The organism is Halomonas sp. DP3Y7-2 (genome assembly GCF_019800795.1).
Lineage (GTDB): Bacteria > Pseudomonadota > Gammaproteobacteria > Pseudomonadales > Halomonadaceae > Halomonas > Halomonas litopenaei_A.
The window spans coordinates 194,547-212,211 of sequence record NZ_JAHVKJ010000014.1; the positions used below are offsets into that span (position 1 = coordinate 194,547).

General features: G+C 63.5%; 15 protein-coding genes. 11 read left to right on the top strand and 4 right to left on the bottom strand.

Annotation, left to right across the window (positions count from 1 at the left end):
* Positions 1 to 90 precede the first annotated feature (90 nt).
* Positions 91 to 1,380 (bottom strand): HlyC/CorC family transporter, encoded by a 1,290-nt coding sequence (locus KUV45_RS19965; RefSeq protein WP_206940453.1) that lies wholly within the window; start codon positions 1,378 to 1,380, stop codon positions 91 to 93.
* Between the two features lie 217 nt (positions 1,381 to 1,597).
* A complete protein-coding gene (locus KUV45_RS19970; protein WP_222164013.1) occupies positions 1,598 to 2,398 on the bottom strand; it encodes an inner membrane protein YpjD in 801 nt (266 codons plus the stop codon).
* A gap of 463 nt (positions 2,399 to 2,861) precedes the next feature.
* On the opposite strand from KUV45_RS19970, the gene ffh reads away from it, so the two are divergent.
* From ffh to recJ, 11 genes are all read left to right on the top strand, one after another.
* Positions 2,862 to 4,271 (top strand): signal recognition particle protein, encoded by a 1,410-nt coding sequence (ffh, locus tag KUV45_RS19975; protein WP_206940442.1) that lies wholly within the window; start codon positions 2,862 to 2,864, stop codon positions 4,269 to 4,271.
* A gap of 206 nt (positions 4,272 to 4,477) precedes the next feature.
* Positions 4,478 to 4,726 (top strand): 30S ribosomal protein S16, encoded by a 249-nt coding sequence (rpsP, locus tag KUV45_RS19980; protein WP_206940440.1) that lies wholly within the window; start codon positions 4,478 to 4,480, stop codon positions 4,724 to 4,726.
* A gap of 50 nt (positions 4,727 to 4,776) precedes the next feature.
* The gene (gene rimM / locus KUV45_RS19985) at positions 4,777 to 5,346 is read left to right on the top strand and encodes a ribosome maturation factor RimM (protein WP_206940438.1); all 570 of its coding nucleotides are present in this window, start codon (positions 4,777 to 4,779) and stop codon (positions 5,344 to 5,346) included.
* Positions 5,347 to 5,388: 42 nt separating this feature from the next.
* Entirely contained in the window at positions 5,389 to 6,195 is an 807-nt protein-coding gene (gene trmD, locus KUV45_RS19990) for a tRNA (guanosine(37)-N1)-methyltransferase TrmD (RefSeq protein ID WP_206940436.1), read from the top strand.
* Between the two features lie 110 nt (positions 6,196 to 6,305).
* Positions 6,306 to 6,662 carry a 50S ribosomal protein L19 gene (rplS, locus tag KUV45_RS19995; RefSeq protein ID WP_045991330.1) on the top strand — a complete coding sequence of 119 codons (357 nt, stop codon included), beginning with the start codon at positions 6,306 to 6,308 and terminating at the stop codon, positions 6,660 to 6,662.
* Between the two features lie 283 nt (positions 6,663 to 6,945).
* A complete protein-coding gene (gene xerD, locus KUV45_RS20000; protein ID WP_222164014.1) occupies positions 6,946 to 7,842 on the top strand; it encodes a site-specific tyrosine recombinase XerD in 897 nt (298 codons plus the stop codon).
* Between the two features lie 3 nt (positions 7,843 to 7,845).
* Positions 7,846 to 8,598, top strand: coding sequence for a DsbC family protein (locus tag KUV45_RS20005; protein ID WP_206940432.1), 753 nt, complete (start codon positions 7,846 to 7,848; stop codon positions 8,596 to 8,598).
* A gap of 152 nt (positions 8,599 to 8,750) precedes the next feature.
* Complete coding sequence (locus KUV45_RS20010; RefSeq protein ID WP_206940846.1) at positions 8,751 to 10,067, top strand: homoserine dehydrogenase; 1,317 nt, start codon at positions 8,751 to 8,753, stop codon at positions 10,065 to 10,067.
* An 88-nt stretch (positions 10,068 to 10,155) separates the two neighbouring features.
* Positions 10,156 to 11,547 carry a threonine synthase gene (gene thrC / locus KUV45_RS20015; protein WP_206940429.1) on the top strand — a complete coding sequence of 464 codons (1,392 nt, stop codon included), beginning with the start codon at positions 10,156 to 10,158 and terminating at the stop codon, positions 11,545 to 11,547.
* Positions 11,548 to 11,612: 65 nt separating this feature from the next.
* The gene (locus KUV45_RS20020) at positions 11,613 to 12,230 is read left to right on the top strand and encodes a glutathione S-transferase family protein (RefSeq protein ID WP_222164015.1); all 618 of its coding nucleotides are present in this window, start codon (positions 11,613 to 11,615) and stop codon (positions 12,228 to 12,230) included.
* A 168-nt stretch (positions 12,231 to 12,398) separates the two neighbouring features.
* Positions 12,399 to 14,210 (top strand): single-stranded-DNA-specific exonuclease RecJ, encoded by a 1,812-nt coding sequence (gene recJ / locus KUV45_RS20025; RefSeq protein ID WP_222164016.1) that lies wholly within the window; start codon positions 12,399 to 12,401, stop codon positions 14,208 to 14,210.
* Between the two features lie 147 nt (positions 14,211 to 14,357).
* On the opposite strand, the gene KUV45_RS20030 is transcribed toward recJ, so the two are convergent.
* Positions 14,358 to 14,798: a VOC family protein gene (locus KUV45_RS20030; protein WP_206940423.1), complete on the bottom strand. Its 441-nt coding sequence runs from the start codon at positions 14,796 to 14,798 to the stop codon at positions 14,358 to 14,360.
* A 140-nt stretch (positions 14,799 to 14,938) separates the two neighbouring features.
* On the bottom strand, positions 14,939 to 17,614 hold the full coding sequence (locus KUV45_RS20035; protein ID WP_374107048.1) for a heavy metal translocating P-type ATPase: 2,676 nt from the start codon (positions 17,612 to 17,614) through the stop codon (positions 14,939 to 14,941).
* Between the last annotated feature and the right edge of the window lie 51 nt (positions 17,615 to 17,665).

Sequence of the window (17,665 nt, forward strand, 5' to 3'; positions counted from 1 at the left end):
TTGCGGGTCCTCTGGCAAAAGCGCTGGTAGAAACGCAAAGGGACGGCCATGGCCGTCCCTTTCTGGCTGCGTTGTTGTCGCGGGCCTGTCTCAGGCGTCGGTATCGCTAAGCACGCGGCGGGTGCTGGGCCAGCAGCAGACCGAGGTGATCAGGTTGTCGCGCATCTCGAGAATTTCCATGCGGATATTGCCGATCTGCAGACAAGCGGGGCCGTCGGGGAAGGATTCCAGGTGTTCAAGGATGACGCCGTTGAGCGTTTTCGGGCCATCCGTGGGCAGATGCCACCCCAGCGACTTGTTGATATCGCGAATGTTGGCGGTGCCGTCGATCACATGGCTGCCGTCACTCTGGGGCAGCATGTCCTGCTCCTGGCCGGCCACGTCAGTGGTGAACTCCCCGACGATCTCCTCGAGGATATCTTCCAGCGTTACCAGCCCTTCCACGTCACCGTACTCGTCCACGACGATGCCGATGCGGCGTTTCTGCTTCTGGAAGTTCAGCAGCTGCGTGTGCAGCGGCGTTGATTCCGGGATGAAGTAGGGCTCCCGCGCCTCTTGAACGATGGCCGCCTTGGTCACTTCGGGCCGGGACAGAAAACGTGCGGCATTGCGCAGGTGCAGCATGCCGATGATGTTATTGATGTCGCCCTTGAATACCGGCAGTCGCGTATGCTGGCTGGTGCGGATCTGGGTCAGGATATCTTCCAGACTGTCGTCCAGATCGATGCCCACCACCTCATGACGCGGGACCATGATGTCGTTCACCGTGACATTCTCAAGGTCCAGAATGGACAGCAGCATGGCCTGGTGGCGGTGGGGGATCAGGGTACCTGCTTCGTGCACGACCGTGCGGAGCTCGTCGCGGGTCAAGTGGTCGCCGCTGCCGTCAATGCTCTTGACGCCAAGGAGCCTGAGCAGTCCATTGGAGATCACGTTGACCACCCATACCAGCGGGTACAGGAGCTTGAGCAGGGGCTCGAGGATCATTGACGCCGGGTAGGCAATGCGCTCGGGTTTGACGGCGGCAAAGGTCTTGGGCGTGACCTCGGCGAAGATCAGCACCACGATGGTGAGGATGGCCGTTGAAATGGCCGGGCCACTGACATCGCCGAAGAAGTGAATGGCGATGATGGTGGCAATCGACGCCGCCAGGTTGTTGACGAAGTTGTTACCGATCAGGATGACGCCAATCAGCCTGTCTGGCCGTGCCAGCAGGCGCAGGACGCGCTTGGCGTTGCGTTGTCCGCTGTTGGCCTGGTGGCTTAGCCGGTAGCGGTTGATCGACATCATTCCCGTCTCGGAGCTGGAGAAGAAGCCCGACAGGGTAATCAGCAGAAAGAGCAGGCCGAACAGCAGGCCTACCGGAAAGTCGTCGTTCAAGACGTTGGATCCTTGGTCGCGGGTAAGGGACGAGTTGTAGGGGGTCGCTCAGGGAGTGTCAAGGTCGCCCCCGTCACGGCAAGGACGGGTGCGTCACCCTCGCAGGCCTTGTCAGGCCGTACCAAGGCCCTGGCGGGATGCCGGATGTTTAGGCCTAACCCCATGTTTGTAGCACTCTTTATTCTTGGTGGTCAGCGTCGGGGTGATAGTCCTGCCATCAACTGTGCGCGAGCAGGATTTCCAGCACAAACTTGCTTCCGAAATAGGCGAGCAACAGGGCCAGGTAGCCCCCTAGGGTCCAGCGAACCGCACGCATGCCCCGCCACCCCAGGCGATAGTGACACAGCAGCAGGACTGCGAACACCAGCCACGCCAGCAGTGACAGGACCGTCTTGTGGACCAGGTGTTGGGCAAACATGTTGTCGAGGAACACAACGCCGCTGGCGATGGCCAGGGTCAGCAAGGCCTGGCCAACCCAGATCATCTCGAACAATACCCGCTCCATGGTGGTGAGGGGCGGCAGCGCCTGCACCACTCCGCGTATCTTGTGGTGTTTCAGCGCCTTGTTCTGAATGCCCACCAAAATCGCCTGCAAGGCAGCGATGGCCAGTACGGCAAAGGCGAGGGCGGAGCTGACAGCGTGAAAGGCGATACCCGGCGTCATACCGTTCTGCCCGGTGGGTGTCGGGAGCTCGATGCCCAGCAGCAACACGATGCCGGCAAAGGGGAACAGCACCGCGGCGATATTGAGCACCGGCTTGAACAGGCTGGCGCCGAGCAGGACGACGACGGCCAGCGCTGTCACCAGCACGGCGCTGGTGGACAGGCCAGGCAGCATCGAGCCTTCCAGCCCGATAAGGCCTCCCGCCACGACCAGGTGCAAGGCGGCAGCCAGGGTGCCAAAGCTGCGCACCAGAAGATCGCGAGGGGGAACTCGGCGAATCAGCGTCAAGCCTTGCCAGGAAGCGGCTGCCAGATAAAAGACAAAGGCCAGTAGGGCCAGAGGTAACGCCTGCATGCTGTGCTGTCCGTGCGCCACGCTGGCGCCAATGGGTAAGAAGTGAACCGTCGGGGCAGGGCGCTCTCCCTGTCCCCTGGCAATGACTATACCGGATCGTACCTCTTCTGACAGCCAGGGGCCGTGCGCCACGACCTGGTGGCCTGGACTGGGCTGCCAGTGTCAGTCGACAGAGCCAGTCAGCAGAGCCAGTCAATAGAGCCAGCCAACAGAGTCAGGGCGTCTGGCGCTGGTCGTCAACGCCAACCAGCGGGGCTCCCCGTCAGCAGAGGTGATGCGAGACCGGTCACGAGTCAGCGCATGGAGAGTCGGCGCCACAAGGCGTATAATTTGCCCCAACGTCAAGGCCGCGCAGGCATGCGGCCGCCTCGGAGGGTGGTTTGCGAGGCGCGTAAGGCCGGTCGCACCAGCCATGTCGCGTCGCGCACGAGGCCAACGCATTCCGCGTATTTTGGAGAGTTCCATGTTTCAGAACTTGAGCGAGCGTCTTTCCCAGACGCTGAAGTCGATCAAGGGCCAGGCCCGCCTGACCGACGATAACATCAAGGACACCCTGCGCGAGGTGCGCAAGGCACTGCTCGAGGCCGATGTCGCGCTGCCCGTGGTCAAGGCGTTCATCGAACGCGTGCGTGAGCGCGCTGTCGGCCAGGAAGTGTCGCGCAGCCTGTCGCCGGGCCAGCAGTTCATCAAGATCGTCCAGCAAGAGCTCGAAGTCACCATGGGGGAGGCCAATGAAGGGCTTTCTCTCAAGGGGACGCCCGCGGTCGTGCTGATGGCGGGTCTGCAGGGGGCGGGTAAGACCACCTCCGTGGCCAAGCTCGGCAAGTACCTGCGCGAGCGTGAGAAGAAAAAGGTGCTGGTGGTATCCACCGACGTCTATCGTCCGGCGGCCATCGACCAGCTCGAGACATTGGCCAAGGAAGTCGACGTCGATTTCTTTCCGTCTCGCTCGGACCAGGCGCCGGTGGACATCGCCAACGCCGCCCTGAAGCACGCCAAGATCCAGTTCCACGACGTCGTGCTGGTCGATACCGCCGGCCGTCTGGCCATCGACGAAGCCATGATGGAGGAGATCAAGGGGCTCCATCAGGCCATCGAGCCGTCAGAGACGCTGTTTGTGGTCGACTCCATGACCGGCCAGGATGCTGCCAATACGGCCCGCGCCTTTGCCGACGCCCTGCCGCTTACCGGCGTGGTGTTGACCAAGGCCGACGGTGATGCCCGTGGCGGTGCGGCGCTGTCGGTGCGCCACGTGACGGGGCGCCCGATCAAGTTCATGGGGGTGGGCGAAAAGGTCGATGCCCTCGAGCCGTTCCATCCGGACCGGGTGGCCTCGCGCATTCTCGGCATGGGGGATGTGCTGTCCCTGATCGAGGAAGCCGAGCGTACCGTCGACAAGGGCAAGGCCGAACAGCTCGCCAAGAAGGTCAAGAAAGGCCAGGGCTTCGATCTTGAGGACTTTCGTGAACAGCTGCAGCAGCTCAAGAAGATGGGCGGCATGAGCGGACTGCTGGGCAAGTTGCCGGGCATGGGGCAGATGGCCGATATGGCTCAGGGCCCTGGACCCGAGAAGGAGCTGGGCAAGCTCGAGGCCCTGATCAACTCGATGACCCCCAAGGAGCGCCGCAACCCTGACATCATCAACGGATCGCGCAAGCGCCGTATCGCTGCCGGTGCGGGCTTGCAGGTGCCCGACCTCAACCGCTTGCTGAAGCAGCACAAGCAGATGCAGAAGATGATGAAGAAGGCAGGCAAGAAGGGCGGCATGCAGAAAATGATGAGAGGCATGTCCGGAATGATGGGTGGCGGTGGCCCAGGAGGTCCCGGTGGTATGGGCGGAATGGGCGGCCCCGGCGGCATGCCCTGGCGCTGAGGCCGCATTGATACCTGCTCCTGCCGGTGCCGGCCGTCAAGGCCGGTGAGGCAAAAAAGGTTCCCAAGGGGGGCGGTTTTCCGTAGAATACTGCCTCTTCGTTCGAGGACCGTGCATTGGCGCGGCCCTCGTCGTGAGCAAAACACCGGTGGCAGACCCGTCCGTCGCCGTTATCCGTAAAATCCCAACCGAAGGACAGTCAACGTATGGTTACCATTCGTCTGGCACGTGGTGGCGCCAAGAAGCGTCCCTTCTACCACCTCGCCGTGACCGACTCCCGCAATGCCCGTGATGGCCGTTTCATCGAGCGTCTGGGCTTCTTCAACCCGGTAGCACGTGGTCAGGAAGAGCGTCTGCGCATCGACCTGGATCGCATTGCTCACTGGCAGTCTCAGGGCGCGCAGCTGTCTGATCGCGTTGCCGAGCTGGTCAAGGAAGCACGCAAGCAGGCCTGAGGCGAATGCCTTGCCTGTGACAGTCCCGGTGTGAATGAGGTTTGACCCAGATGGCATCGCCCCAAGGCAACAACGCGTCGCCAGCGGCGCAAGACGATCGCCACAGCGATGATTACGTCGTGCTGGGCAAGCTGACCAGTCCTTACGGCATCAAGGGCTGGATGAAGGTGTATTCGTATACCTCGCCCATGGAAGGCATTCTTGATTATGCCGAGTGGGTGGTCCGTCATGACGGACAGCTTTCACGCCACCGCCTCAAGCAGGGGCGCAAGCAGGGACAAGGGCTGGTCGCCCAGCTGGAAGGCATCGATGACCGTGACCGGGCCGAAGTGATGGCCGGGGCGGACATTCTGCTGGCCAAGCAGGACCTGCCCGAGCTCGACAGTGAAGAGTACTACTGGCACCAGCTGGAAGGCCTGCGGGTCGTGACCCTCGAGGGGGTTGTGCTGGGCAAGGTGGCTTATCTGTTCGAGACCGGTGCCAATGACGTGATGGTCGTGAAGGGTAGCGATGCTCCGGACGACCGTGAACGTCTTCTCCCCTATCTGCCCGATGACGTGATCAAGCGCGTCGACCTGGGTGCGGGGGACATACTGGTCGACTGGGACCCGGAGTTTTGATCGCCTGGCGATCAAGCAGCGCGTTGACGGGAGATCAGTGAGATGTGGATTGGGGTGGTGTCACTCTTTCCGGACATGTTCGAGGCGATCACTCGCCACGGTGTGACCGGCAGGGCTGTAGACAAAGGCCAGGTGACGCTGGAGTTCTGGAATCCCCGGGACTACGCCACCGACCGCCATCGTACCGTGGACGACCGCCCTTACGGCGGAGGTCCGGGGATGCTGATGAAGGTCGACACCCTGCGTTGTGCAATCCACGCTGCTCGCGACCGGGCGCACGTCGCGACCGGGCAGCGACCCCGAGTGATCTATCTGTCGCCCCAGGGCCGCAGGCTGGATCAACAGGGCGCGCGCGAGTTGGCGTCAGGCCCGCCCCTGGTGGTAGTGGCAGGACGCTATGAAGGCATCGATGAACGTGTGGTCGAAGCGGACATCGATGAGGAGTGGTCCATTGGCGACTATGTGCTGAGTGGAGGTGAACTCCCGGCCATGGTGCTGATCGACACAGCGGCAAGGCTGGTGCCGGGTGTACTGGGGCATCAGGATTCCGCGGTCGAGGACTCCTTCAATGACGGTCTGCTGGACTGTCCGCACTATACCCGTCCGGAGGAAATCGACGGACGCAAGGTGCCGGATGTGCTGCTCAGCGGTCACCATGGACAGATTCGCCAGTGGCGAATGAAGCAGTCCTTGGGGCGTACCTGGTTGAGACGGCCTGACCTGCTCGAGGGCAGGGCTCTGTCAAAGGAGCAGCAGCGTCTGTTGAACGAGTTCATCGACGAATACGCCGACAAGGCGGAGGTGCAGGACGACGGTCACGAGGTCGACCGGGCGGCCAATCGCCGCTGACGGACCTGCGTCATCAACGACCCGAGCGCTCGAGCTTCGAGTGCCGGGATCACGATCCATCGGCATCCACGACCGATCGATGGATCACAACGATTTCAGGAGCAAGTGAAATGAGCAGCAAGAACAAGGTGATCCAGGCGCTCGAAGCCGAGCAGATGAGCAAGCAGGTGCCGGACTTCGCCCCGGGCGACACTATCGTCGTTCAGGTCAAGGTCAAGGAAGGTAACCGCGAGCGTCTGCAGGCGTTCGAGGGCGTTGTCATTGGCAAGCGTAACCGCGGTCTGAACTCCGCTTTCACCGTGCGCAAGATTTCTCACGGTGTTGGCGTCGAGCGTACTTTCCAGACCTACAGCCCGCTGGTTGACTCCATCAGCGTCAAGCGTCGCGGTGACGTGCGTCAGGCCAAGCTGTACTACCTCCGTGAGCGTAGCGGCAAGTCTGCACGTATCAAGGAAAAGCTGGCCTAAGACGCCTGAGGAAGCGCTGAATACATCAGCCGAGCGGATTGAGGCGCCAGGCGCCCGCAGCGCAGAACCCGGAGCCTATGCGGTATAGGTGAGGAGTTCGAGCAGTGCGCAACGCAGCGATTCGTCCGCGCAGGCATTTATGCAGTGTTTCCCCTAAGCGTCAGTCAGTCCGAGGGAGGACCTTCCTCCCTCTCCCGACACCCCGTCACCACCTCTGTGGGGCGGGGTGTTTGTGCATTGAGGCCCTGGCATTCGTCCGGTCGCCCAGGCAGCGAGGCAGGCAATGAGCGCAGGCCACGGTCAGATCATCGACACCTTTCTCGACACCCTGTGGCTGGAACAAGGGGTGAGCGACCATACCCTGAGTGCCTATCGTCATGACCTCGAGGCCTGGCAGGCCTGGTTGGACGAGGCCGCTCTGACGCTGCTGGCACCGGGGGCGGAGAGTCTGCCGGCCTGGTTGGATCAGCGTCGTGAGGGAGGCTATCAGCTCAGCAGCAATGCCAGGCTGTTGTCGAGTCTCCGGCGGTTCTACCGCTGGGCCCTGGCGGAAGGCCTGATCGACGAGGACCCGTTGGTCAAGGTGCGTCTGCCCCGGGTGCGTCCCGCGTTACCGGATGCCCTGGATGAGGACGAGGTCGAGCGCCTGTTGCAGGCGCCAGATGTGACCGCCGCCCTGGGGTTACGCGACCGGGCCATGCTCGAGGTGCTGTACGGTGCTGGGCTCAGGGTCAGCGAGCTGATCGGCCTGACCACAGACGCCATCAACCTGCGGCAAGGCGTGGTGCGCGTGCGCGGAAAGGGCCAGAAGGACAGGCTGGTGCCGTTGGGCGAAGAGGCATGCGACTGGCTGGAACGCTATCTGCGCCAGGGCAGATCTGAACTGATGAGCGATATCCAGAAGCCAGCGCTGTTTCCCGGAAGGCGGGACAACGCCATGACGCGCCAGACCTTTTGGCACCGAATCAAGCATTACGCCAGTGTTGCGGGTATCGACCGCCCCCTCTCTCCCCATACACTGAGGCATGCCTTTGCCACCCATCTTTTGAATCATGGGGCAAACTTGCGTGTCGTACAGATGCTGCTGGGGCACTCGGACCTGTCGACGACCCAGATATACACCCATGTGGCGCAGGCGCGACTGGAAGCCCTGCATGCCGATCATCATCCTCGAGGCTGACTCATGAATCGCCCCTCCTTCGCGACCCTGCTGACCAGCGTGCTTCCCGCCACGCTGCTCGCCACGTCCCTGGCCGCCGGCAGTGCCGTTGCCGCGCCGCCCGCTGCGCTCAACGAGCTGTCCGTGAATGGCCAGAAGATGCCGGTGAGCCAAGTGCTCGACACCCCGATGAGCGGGATCTACGAGGTTCGTCTGGAAACCGGTGAAACGTTCTACACCAACGCCAGCGGTAGCCATTTTCTGGTGGGCGATCTCTACGAGAATGCCGAGGACGGCCTGGTCAACTTGTCCGAGCAGAGCCGCAACGCCAGCCGCGCCGAGCGTCTGGCCGCCGTCGCCGAGTCCGACCAGATCGTCTACCGTGGGGTGGACGAGCCGAAGGCCACCATCCACGTCTTTACCGATTCGACCTGCCCCTATTGCCGCAAGCTGCACGAAGAGGTGCCGCGCTTGAACGAGCTGGGGATTCAGGTCAACTATCTGGCCTTCCCGCGCGGCGGCATGCAGAGCGAGGGCGCGCGTCAGCTCACTCAGGTGTGGTGTAGCGACAATCGCTCTGAAGCCATGACCGCGGCCAAAGAGGGAGAGGTTCCGAGCGACGCTGCAAGCTGCGACAATCCGGTCGAGCAGCAGTATCATCTGGGGCTTGAACTCGGAGTCCAGGGGACGCCTGCCATCGTGTTGCCGGACGGCACCATGGTGCCTGGCTACGTTCCGGCGGAGCGCCTGGCCGAACGCCTGGGCATCGACGGCTGATCGCCAGCTGTCTGCAAGACGGACCAATAATGAGCGGGAGCGCTGGCGCGGCCGGTGCCTCCCGCATCGACAAGGCTCGACGCAGATTCGGGCCACCACGCATCGCTGACACAACTGCCGCCCGTGGCGGCAGCGAGTAAGGGAGAATGACATTGAAACCGGTAAGAGTGGGAATCTGTGGGCTAGGTACCGTCGGCGGCGGTACCTTCAACGTACTGACACGAAACGCCGATGAAATTGCCCGCAGGGCAGGGCGTCCGCTTGTCATTGAGCAGGTCGCCCATCGCAGCATCAACCCCGACTGTGATCTTACCGGTATCCGTACCACCAAGGATGTCTTCGAAGTCGCGACCAACCCGAACGTGGACGTGGTGGTCGAGCTGATCGGTGGCTACGAGGTGGCGCGTGACCTGGTCATGACGGCGATCGACAATGGCAAGCACGTGGTGACGGCCAACAAGGCGCTGATCGCCGTGCACGGCAACGAGATCTTCAAGGCCGCCCACGACAAGGGCGTGATTGTGGCGTTCGAAGCGGCGGTGGCCGGCGGCATCCCGGTCATCAAGTCCCTGCGTGAGGGTCTTGGGGCCAACCGCATCAGCTGGGTGGCTGGCATCATCAACGGTACCGGCAACTACATCCTGACCCACATGCGCGACGAAGGCCGTGCCTTCGAAGATGTGCTGGCCGAGGCCCAGGCGCTTGGCTATGCCGAGGCGGACCCGACCTTCGACGTCGAGGGCATTGATGCCGCGCACAAGCTGACCATTCTGGCGTCGATCGCCTACGGCGTGCCGCTGCAGTTCGAGAAGGCCTACACCGAAGGTATCTCGCGGATCACCGCAGAGGACGTCGAGCAGGCCGATAACCTGGGCTACATCATCAAGCACCTGGGGATTTCCAAGCGCACCGGCTGTGGCCTTGAGCTGCGGGTGCATCCGACCCTGATCCCCAAGGAGCGCCTGCTGGCCAGCGTGCACGGCGTGAAGAACGCCATCGCGGTGATGGGGGATGCGGTAGGCCCGACCCTGTATTACGGCGCCGGTGCCGGCGACGAACCGACCGCCTCTGCCGTGGTCGCGGACTTGCTGGACGTTGCCCGCGATATCTCCACCGAGCACCGCTACCGGACCCCGTACCTGGCCTTCAGCGGCGTCAGCGACGATTGTGACGAGCTGCCGATCATGCCGATGGAGGAGATCACCACCGCCTACTATCTGCGTCTGCTGGCGGTTGATCGTCCCGGGGTGCTGGCTCGGGTGGCCACCATCCTGTCCGAGGAAGGCATCTCCATCGAGGCGCTGATCCAGAAGGAAGCGACCGAAGGTGAGCTGGTGCCGATTATCCTGATGACGCACCGCACCCTCGAGAAGCAGATGAACGAGGCCATCCGCCGGATCGAGGCCCTGGCCGACATCGCGGGTTCGGTGACCCGAATCCGTGTCGAGAGCCTCGACGAGCAGGATTGACGATGTCCATGGGGCGGCCGCGGCCATGCCCCATGGCGCTTCGCTGGACCCCTCAGGCCGCGCTGCAGCGGCGGCAAGGAATCACAAGATGCGCTATATCAGCACCCGTGGGCAGGCGCCCGCGCTGTCCTTTGAAGATGTCGTTCTCACCGGCATGGCCACCGATGGCGGCCTTTACGTGCCCGAGGACTTTCCCCAACTCAGCGCGGATGATCTGGCCGACATGGCCGGTCTCTCCTATGCCGAGATCGCCTTTCGTGTGATGAAGCCGTTTGTCGGCGGTGAGATCGACGACGACACCTTCCGCGGCCTGGTCCGGGACGCCTACGCCACCTTCAGCCACGATGCGGTCGTCCCGCTCAACCAGCTGGATGCCAACCACTTCCTGCTGGAGTTGTTCCACGGGCCGACGCTGGCGTTCAAGGACGTGGCACTGCAGCTGTTGGGCCGCATTCTCGATCACTTCCTGCAGAAGCGCGGCGAGCGCGCGGTGATCATGGGCGCCACGTCCGGGGATACCGGCTCTGCGGCCATTGAAGGCTGCCGCCACTGTGACAACCTGGATATCTTCATTCTTCACCCCCACAACCGGGTGTCGGAGGTGCAGCGCCGCCAGATGACCACGGTGCTGGCCGACAACGTCTTCAATGTCGCTATCGAAGGCAACTTCGATGACGCCCAGGCCATGGTCAAGGCGAGCTTCGCTGACCAGAGCTTCCTCGAGGGGACTAGGCTGGTAGCCGTCAACTCGATCAACTGGGCGCGTATCATGGCCCAGGTGGTGTATTACGTGGCGTCGGCGGTGGCCGTCGGGGCGCCCCAGCGCCAGGTCAGCTTCTGCGTGCCCTCGGCCAACTTTGGCAATGTCTTTGCCGGCTATGTGGCATATCGCATGGGACTGCCGGTCAAGCAGTTCATCATCGCGACCAACGCCAACGACATTCTTCACCGCACCCTGGCCGACAATGACTTCTCCAAGAAGGACCTGCTGGCCACCCTGGCACCGTCCATGGACATCGTGGTGTCGTCAAACTTCGAGCGTCTGCTGTTTGAAGCCTACGAGCGGGACGGCGCAGCCGTCGATGCGCTGCTCACACGCTTCCAGCAGGAGCCGACCGCGTTGGCCGACGCGCCCCTGGGCCGACTGCGCGACATCTTCGCCAGCCACAGCGTCGATGACGCTACCATTCTGGAGGTGATCCGCGAGGCTCATCACCGGACCCAGGAAATTCTCGACCCGCATACCGCTACCGGCTACCGTGCCGCCGAGCGCGAGCGCAGGGATGCCGCCACGCCGATGATTACCCTGGCGACGGCCCATCCGGCCAAGTTCGCCGAGGCAGTGGTCAAGGCGGGCTTCCCTGGTGTGCCGCTTCCGCCACATATGGAAGACCTGCTGGAGCGTGAGGAACGCTACGAGGTGCTTCCCGCTAGACTCGAAGCGGTACAGGCCTTCGTGGCCGAGCATCGCCGCCGCTAGGCTTGCCCGTTCCGGTCGAGGCGAGGACCTCGCTTCGACCGTTCCGTTTCGCCAGGGAGACAATCATGAAGCTTTGGGGACGCAGCAATTCGGTCAACGTGAAGAAGCCCATGTGGTGTGCCGCCGAGCTCGGTATCACGCTCGAACGGATCGACGTGGGAGGGCCTTTCGGAGGGCTGGATACGCCGGACTATCTGGCCAAGAATCCAAACGGGCTGATTCCCTGCCTTGAAGACGGCGACCTCGTCCTGTGGGAATCCAATGCCATCGTGCGCTACCTGGCGGATGCCTACGGTAACGCTCAGCTGAACACGGCGACCCCCGCCGAGCGCGGTCGCTCGGGCATGTGGATGGACTGGGCCCTGGCCAGCCTGGCGGGGCCCTATCGTGACCTCATCATGAATCTGGTGCGGGGAACGCCCGAGACCTGCGATGATGCCGCGATCGAGCGTGGGCTGTCGGGGTTCGAAAAAGCACTGCGCCTGGCGGACGGGGTGCTGGCCAAGCAACCCTGGCTATCGGGTGATGCCTTTGGCCTGGCCGATATTCCGTTGGGGGCCTATGTCTATCTGTGGTTTGAGCTGGACATCGAACGTCCCACACTTCCCCACCTGGAGGCCTGGTACGGCAAGCTGACCCAGCGCACCGCCTACCGCGAACATGTGATGCTGCCGATCAGCTGAGGCCGATGACGCCTATCGCGTCCGGACGTCGGCACCACCATCGGGATACCCGGTGGTGGTGCCGGCGTCGCCTGCTGAGGGAGTGGCTGTCCTGCCGAGGGGCCAATTTGTCCCGCTGACCCCGGATAGACGCCGGAACGTCACCTACCCCCATATCCCGAGAGTCCGATGTCTGAGTCTTCTGTGATCGACAGTGCCCCGCGCCCCTTTGTCGAGCCACGTCCGAGAATACAGCGCCGCCAGCGCAATGAATCCCTCTACCGTCAGGGCCTGGACGCTGGCCTGTCCGAGCTGCAGGCTCGCCTGCTGGCTGGCCGCCTGGTGGACTACGAAGGTGAGCTCGAGCCCCTGGTCGATCCCAGTCTGCGCTACCTGGTACACCCTGAACGCCTGGCCGATGCTCCGCGTGCCGCCGAGCGCATCGCCAGGGCGGTGGCCGAAGGGGAGCATATCGGTATTCTTACCGACTACGATGTCGACGGCATCACGTCCCACGTGGTGATCCGGCGCACCTTGAACGAGCTGTTTGGCGTACCGGCATCACGACTTCACAGCCTGATTGGTCACCGCATTCATGATGGGTATGGCATCAGCCTGCCGCTGGTGGAGCGTACCCTGCGGCTCAGTCCCCGCCCAAGCCTGGTGATCACCGCCGATTGCGGCAGTAGTGATGAAGCGCGTATTGCCCGGCTGAAGCAGGCCGGCATTGACGTGGTGGTGAGCGACCACCACGCATTGCCCGTGGAGGGTCCGCCGCCGTCGGCCTATGCCACGGTCAACCCGACCCGACAGGACTGTGACTATCCCGATGCCACCATCGCCGGCTGCATGGTGGCGTGGCTGTTGATGTCGCTGACGCGCCAGGCATTGATCGAGCAGGCGGTGCTGTCACCGTCGACGCCCAAGCTGTCGCCCTGGCTGTCCTATGTGGCCTTGGGCACGGTGGCCGATTGTGTCTCCCTGGGCGCAAGCGCCATCAATCGTGCTGTGGTTCGTCACGGTCTGGCCGTGATCAATCGCATGGGCGAGCCGTGCTGGCGAGTGATGGCCGAGCGGCTGGGAGCGGATAGCGTGCCCTTCGATGCCGAGACTCTAGGCTTCCAGATGGGGCCCCGCATCAACGCACGCTCGCGCCTGGATGATCCTTACGCCGCGTTGCATTTCATGCTGGCCAGCGATGACAGCGTGGCGCGGCGCCATCTTGAGACGCTGGATGCCGACAACCAGTCACGCAAGGCCATCGAGGCGGAGATGGTGGCTGATGCCAAGGCACTGGCCAGAGTGGCGCTGGAGGCCGATGACCCGATGATCATCGTGCATCTGGAGGATGGGCATCCTGGCGTTCAGGGGATTGTCGCATCGCGCCTGGTGCAGGCCTATGGTCGTCCCACGCTGGTGCTCACTCCTGCGGCAGAAGCCGGTATGCTGACAGGTTCCGGGCGTTCAGTAGACGCCTTGCATCTGCGTGATGCGCTGCAACGTGCCCATCAGCTTGCCCCCGATGCTCTGGTCCGTTTTGGCGGCCATCGCGGTGCGGCTGGAGTCGGTGTGGTGCAGTCGCGTCTCGACGCTTTCCGAGGTGCGATGCTGACCGCGGTACGCGAACAGTTGGGCGAGCGGGAATTGGTACCCTGTATCGACACCGACGGGGAGCTCTCTGAACAGCAGTTACGTCTCGAGACCTTGGTCGAGATCGAGGGGCTCGGTCCCTTCGGTCGCGAGTTCGAGGCCCCCCTGTTCGAGGGACGCTTTGTGGTGGAGCGGCTCAAGCCGGTAGGGGATGGCAGTCACCTGTCACTCGAACTGTCGTGTCAGGGGCTGACGATGAAGGCCATCTGGTTTCGCTGTCTGACGCCCGGCCAACTGCCCGACTTCGATGTGGGGTCGACGTTGCACTGTGCCTACAAGCTCAATCGCAATCGCTACCGTGGGCGCGAAACCCTGCAGCTGATGGTCGAACACGCAGACCCCGTCGATTGATACCTTCCAAGCACAGGCCAGCGTCGAGCCCTGAACCGCGCCAGCTAGCTAAGTGAAACGGCCGTGATTGAGGTGGAACGGTCGTTCCCTGGGGGGACAGTGACGGGGCACTGAGGGGCTCGCCCCCTGTGCCCAACGATGTCGCCGTCAGTAATGGGGCCAGACTCCCGGGGTCGCCAGTTCCAGCAGATGGCCATCCGGGTCTCGGAAGTAGAGGCTTTCTCCGCCACGCGACCAGCGCGTTCGGCCTTCGATCTCGACACCATGGGCATGAAGTCGGGACTCCCATGCCGCCAACTCTGCGTGGCGAATGGCAAAGGCCATATGGACCCAGCCGCGACCGTCGTGGGGCGGAATGGTGCCTCCGTTGTCCGGCAGTACGACGGTTTCGAGGGTTCCCCCTTCCAGAAACAGCAACAGTACCGAGGGCCCCACCTGATAGGCGGTAAAGCGATGGTCTGCGGTAAAGGGGGACAGGCCCAGTGCCGACTCGAAGAACTGTCGTGCCTTGGCCATGTCGGCCACATACAGCGCCGTTTCCAGCACTCGATCGAGGGTGGGGCCCGTGGGCGATTCCGCTTGGCTCATGGTCTTGCCTCCTTTTCCCGTCTTCAGGCCTGTCTGGCCCAGCGATGTGGTCCTTACGCCGGGAGTGCTCTTTCAGGATAGCCAGAACCACCAGATGATCAGCGCGATGAGCCCCAGCCCCGCCAATGTCACGATGATACTCATGAAGAGACTCCTGACGCTGTAGAAGAGTCAGCGTTTGCCGAGGGCTGCGTCACAGCACCCTGCAGCCGTTTAAGACGCAGTCGGTTGGCGTTGGCGACCACGGTGATGGAGGAAGCGGACATTGCCGCGCCGGCGATCATCGGTGACAGCAGGGTGCCTGTCAGCGGATACAGCAGACCTGCAGCGATGGGGATACACAGGGCGTTGTAGCCGAGGGCGCCCCACAGGTTCTGGCGAATGTTGCTCAAGGTTGCCTGGCTGATCTCGATGGCCGCTGCGATCCCGTGGAGAGAAGGCCGCATCAGCGTGATGCCGGCGCTTTCAATGGCCACGTCGGTGCCCTGGCCCATGGCAAAGCCCACGTTGGCGCGGGCCAGCGCTGGCGCGTCGTTGATGCCGTCACCTACCATGCCGACGATCTCCCCTTGGGCCTGGCGTCGTTCGATGTCGGCATGCTTGTCACTGGGCGACAGCTCCGCATGGACCTCGTCGATGCCGACGGCTTCGCCGATGGCTGTTGCGGTGGCGGCGTTGTCGCCGGTCAGCATGACCACCTTGATGCCATCGGCCTGGAGGCGAGCGATGGCGTCTCGGCTGTCCTGGCGCAGCGGATCCTCGATCGCGAAGGCTGCTGTCAGTTGATCGTCTAGCGCAGCATAGACCAGGGTGCGTGCCTGCTGTTGCCAGTCAGGTAGCGTGTCAACAGCGGCGTGCAGATCGACGCCTCGTGCCTCCATCAATGCCCCGTTGCCGATCGCCAGCGTAGGCCCTTGCGCTGTTCGTGCCTTGACCCCCTGACCGGTGATGCTCTCGAAGTCGTCGATGGTGACGTCGCCGTGGTGGGCGGAGGCGGCTTGCTGCTCGGCGAAACGCGCCAGCGCTTCCCCCACCGGGTGTTCGGACCGGCTCTCGAGATTCGCGATGAGTGCCAGCAGCGATGAGCGTTCGAGCCCACGCGAATCGAACCAGTGCACGTCGGTCACTCTGGGACGTCCCTCGGTCAGTGTGCCGGTCTTGTCGACCACCAGGGTGGTCAGCGTACTGGCCGTCTGCAGCGCCTCGCCCGAGCGGATCAGTACGCCGTGGTCGGCCGCCTTGCCTACCCCGATCATGGTCGACAGCGGCGTGGCCAACCCAAGGGCGCAGGGACAGGCGATGATCAGCACCGTGGTGGCAGTGACCAGCATGTGAATCACCGCCGGTTCGGGGCCCAGGTGGTACCAGGCCAGAGCGGTCAACACCGCGATAATCATGACGCTGGGCACGAAGACCGCAGACACCCGGTCCGCGAGATTGCCGATGGGCGGCTTCGACCCCTGGGCCGTCGCCACCTGTTCGGTGATCCGCCCCAGCCGCGTGTCCGCGCCAATGCGGGTGGCGCGGAATACCAGTGAGCCGCGTCCGTTGACGGTGCCGGCGCTGACCTCGTCCCCTGGCCCGCGGGCGACGGGGGCGGGCTCCCCTGACAGCATCGATTCGTCGATGTAGCTGCTGCCTTCGGTCACCTGGCCGTCCACCGGCAGGCGTTCGCCGGGTCGTACCCGGATCAGGTCGCCCTCGGTGACGTCGTCGATGGCGACTTCTTGATCACCATGCTGGGTCACCAGGCGGGCGGTTTGACTCTGCAAATCGAGCAACCGATGCAGCGCCTCGGAGGTATGCCCCTGGGCGCGCAGCTCCAGCGCCTTGCCCAGCAGCACCAGACCGATGACCATGGCGGACGCCTCGAAATAGAGGCCTCGGGCGGCCTCGGGTAGCCAGGGCGCTGCCAGCACCACCACCATGGAATACAGCCAGGCGGTACCGGTGCCCAGGGCAATCAGGGTGTCCATATTGGCCTGATGATGACGCAGGGCTTTCCAGGCGCCACGGAAGAACTGGCGCCCCGGGCCGATCAGCACTGCCAGGGTCGCCAGACCGACCAGTCCCCAGCCAAGACGCGCCACGCCGGTTGGGGCCGGGTGATGGATCAGCATCATGATCATCAGGGGGACGGCGAGCCCCAGGGAGGCGATGCTGCCCTTGAGCATGCGCCGGTAGTCCCGTTGGTTGCGCTGTGCTCGCTGCTTTTCCGCCTCGCGCAGGTCGACAATGGGCGTGGCGCCATATCCCACCGACTCGACCGCTTGCACCAGTGCCTGGGGATCGACGCTGCCCCGCACCCGTGCTGTATGAGAGGCAAAGTTGACGTCTGCCTGTTCGACACCGGGGGTATGCGTCAGAGCCTTTTGAACGCTAGCGACACAGCCAGCGCAGGTCATTCCGTGAATGGCCAGGCGAGTGGCCTTGCTCGCACCGGCGTCCGAGGACGCCGCCTGAGAAGAGGCGGATGGCTCGGGCGCGACTGTCGACGTTTCGCCATGGGATGATGCGGAGGCCTCTGACGGGTCCGTCTCGGTGCTTTCTGACTCTGCCCCTGTGGATGCGGCCGGCATTGGCAGTGCGGGATAACCGGCCTCGTCCAGTCGCTGCAGGATGTCGTCGAGCGGCAGCCGGGAGGTCACCGTCAGTTTCGCGCTGGCAGGGTCGCCGGAGACCTCGGCCCCCTCATCGCCTGCCTCGACGGCGCGACGCATGCGTCCGACGCAGCCCTGGCACGACATGCCGCTGACCTGAAGCTGTCTGGTCTCTGCACGGTTTCCCGCTGGTTCCCTGCTGGCTGCGCTGTCCATGTCAGTGGAGCGGCTGTCACAGGACGACGGGCGGGGAGAAGGGCGGCTGGG

Excerpts from the sequence above, each read along its gene's own strand:
- rpsP (WP_206940440.1), top strand. The coding sequence starts at position 4,478 with ATGGTTACCATTCGTCTGGCACGTGGTGGCGCCAAGAAGCGTCCCTTC.
- rimM (WP_206940438.1), top strand. The coding sequence starts at position 4,777 with ATGGCATCGCCCCAAGGCAACAACGCGTCGCCAGCGGCGCAAGACGAT.
- recJ (WP_222164016.1), top strand. The coding sequence starts at position 12,399 with ATGTCTGAGTCTTCTGTGATCGACAGTGCCCCGCGCCCCTTTGTCGAG.
- KUV45_RS20005 (WP_206940432.1), top strand. The coding sequence starts at position 7,846 with ATGAATCGCCCCTCCTTCGCGACCCTGCTGACCAGCGTGCTTCCCGCC.
- trmD (WP_206940436.1), top strand. The coding sequence starts at position 5,389 with ATGTGGATTGGGGTGGTGTCACTCTTTCCGGACATGTTCGAGGCGATC.
- KUV45_RS20030 (WP_206940423.1), bottom strand. The coding sequence starts at position 14,798 with ATGAGCCAAGCGGAATCGCCCACGGGCCCCACCCTCGATCGAGTGCTG.
- KUV45_RS20035 (WP_374107048.1), bottom strand. The coding sequence starts at position 17,614 with ATGGACAGCGCAGCCAGCAGGGAACCAGCGGGAAACCGTGCAGAGACC.
- thrC (WP_206940429.1), top strand. The coding sequence starts at position 10,156 with ATGCGCTATATCAGCACCCGTGGGCAGGCGCCCGCGCTGTCCTTTGAA.
- KUV45_RS20020 (WP_222164015.1), top strand. The coding sequence starts at position 11,613 with ATGAAGCTTTGGGGACGCAGCAATTCGGTCAACGTGAAGAAGCCCATG.
- KUV45_RS19970 (WP_222164013.1), bottom strand. The coding sequence starts at position 2,398 with ATGCAGGCGTTACCTCTGGCCCTACTGGCCTTTGTCTTTTATCTGGCA.
- ffh (WP_206940442.1), top strand. The coding sequence starts at position 2,862 with ATGTTTCAGAACTTGAGCGAGCGTCTTTCCCAGACGCTGAAGTCGATC.
- rplS (WP_045991330.1), top strand. The coding sequence starts at position 6,306 with ATGAGCAGCAAGAACAAGGTGATCCAGGCGCTCGAAGCCGAGCAGATG.
- xerD (WP_222164014.1), top strand. The coding sequence starts at position 6,946 with ATGAGCGCAGGCCACGGTCAGATCATCGACACCTTTCTCGACACCCTG.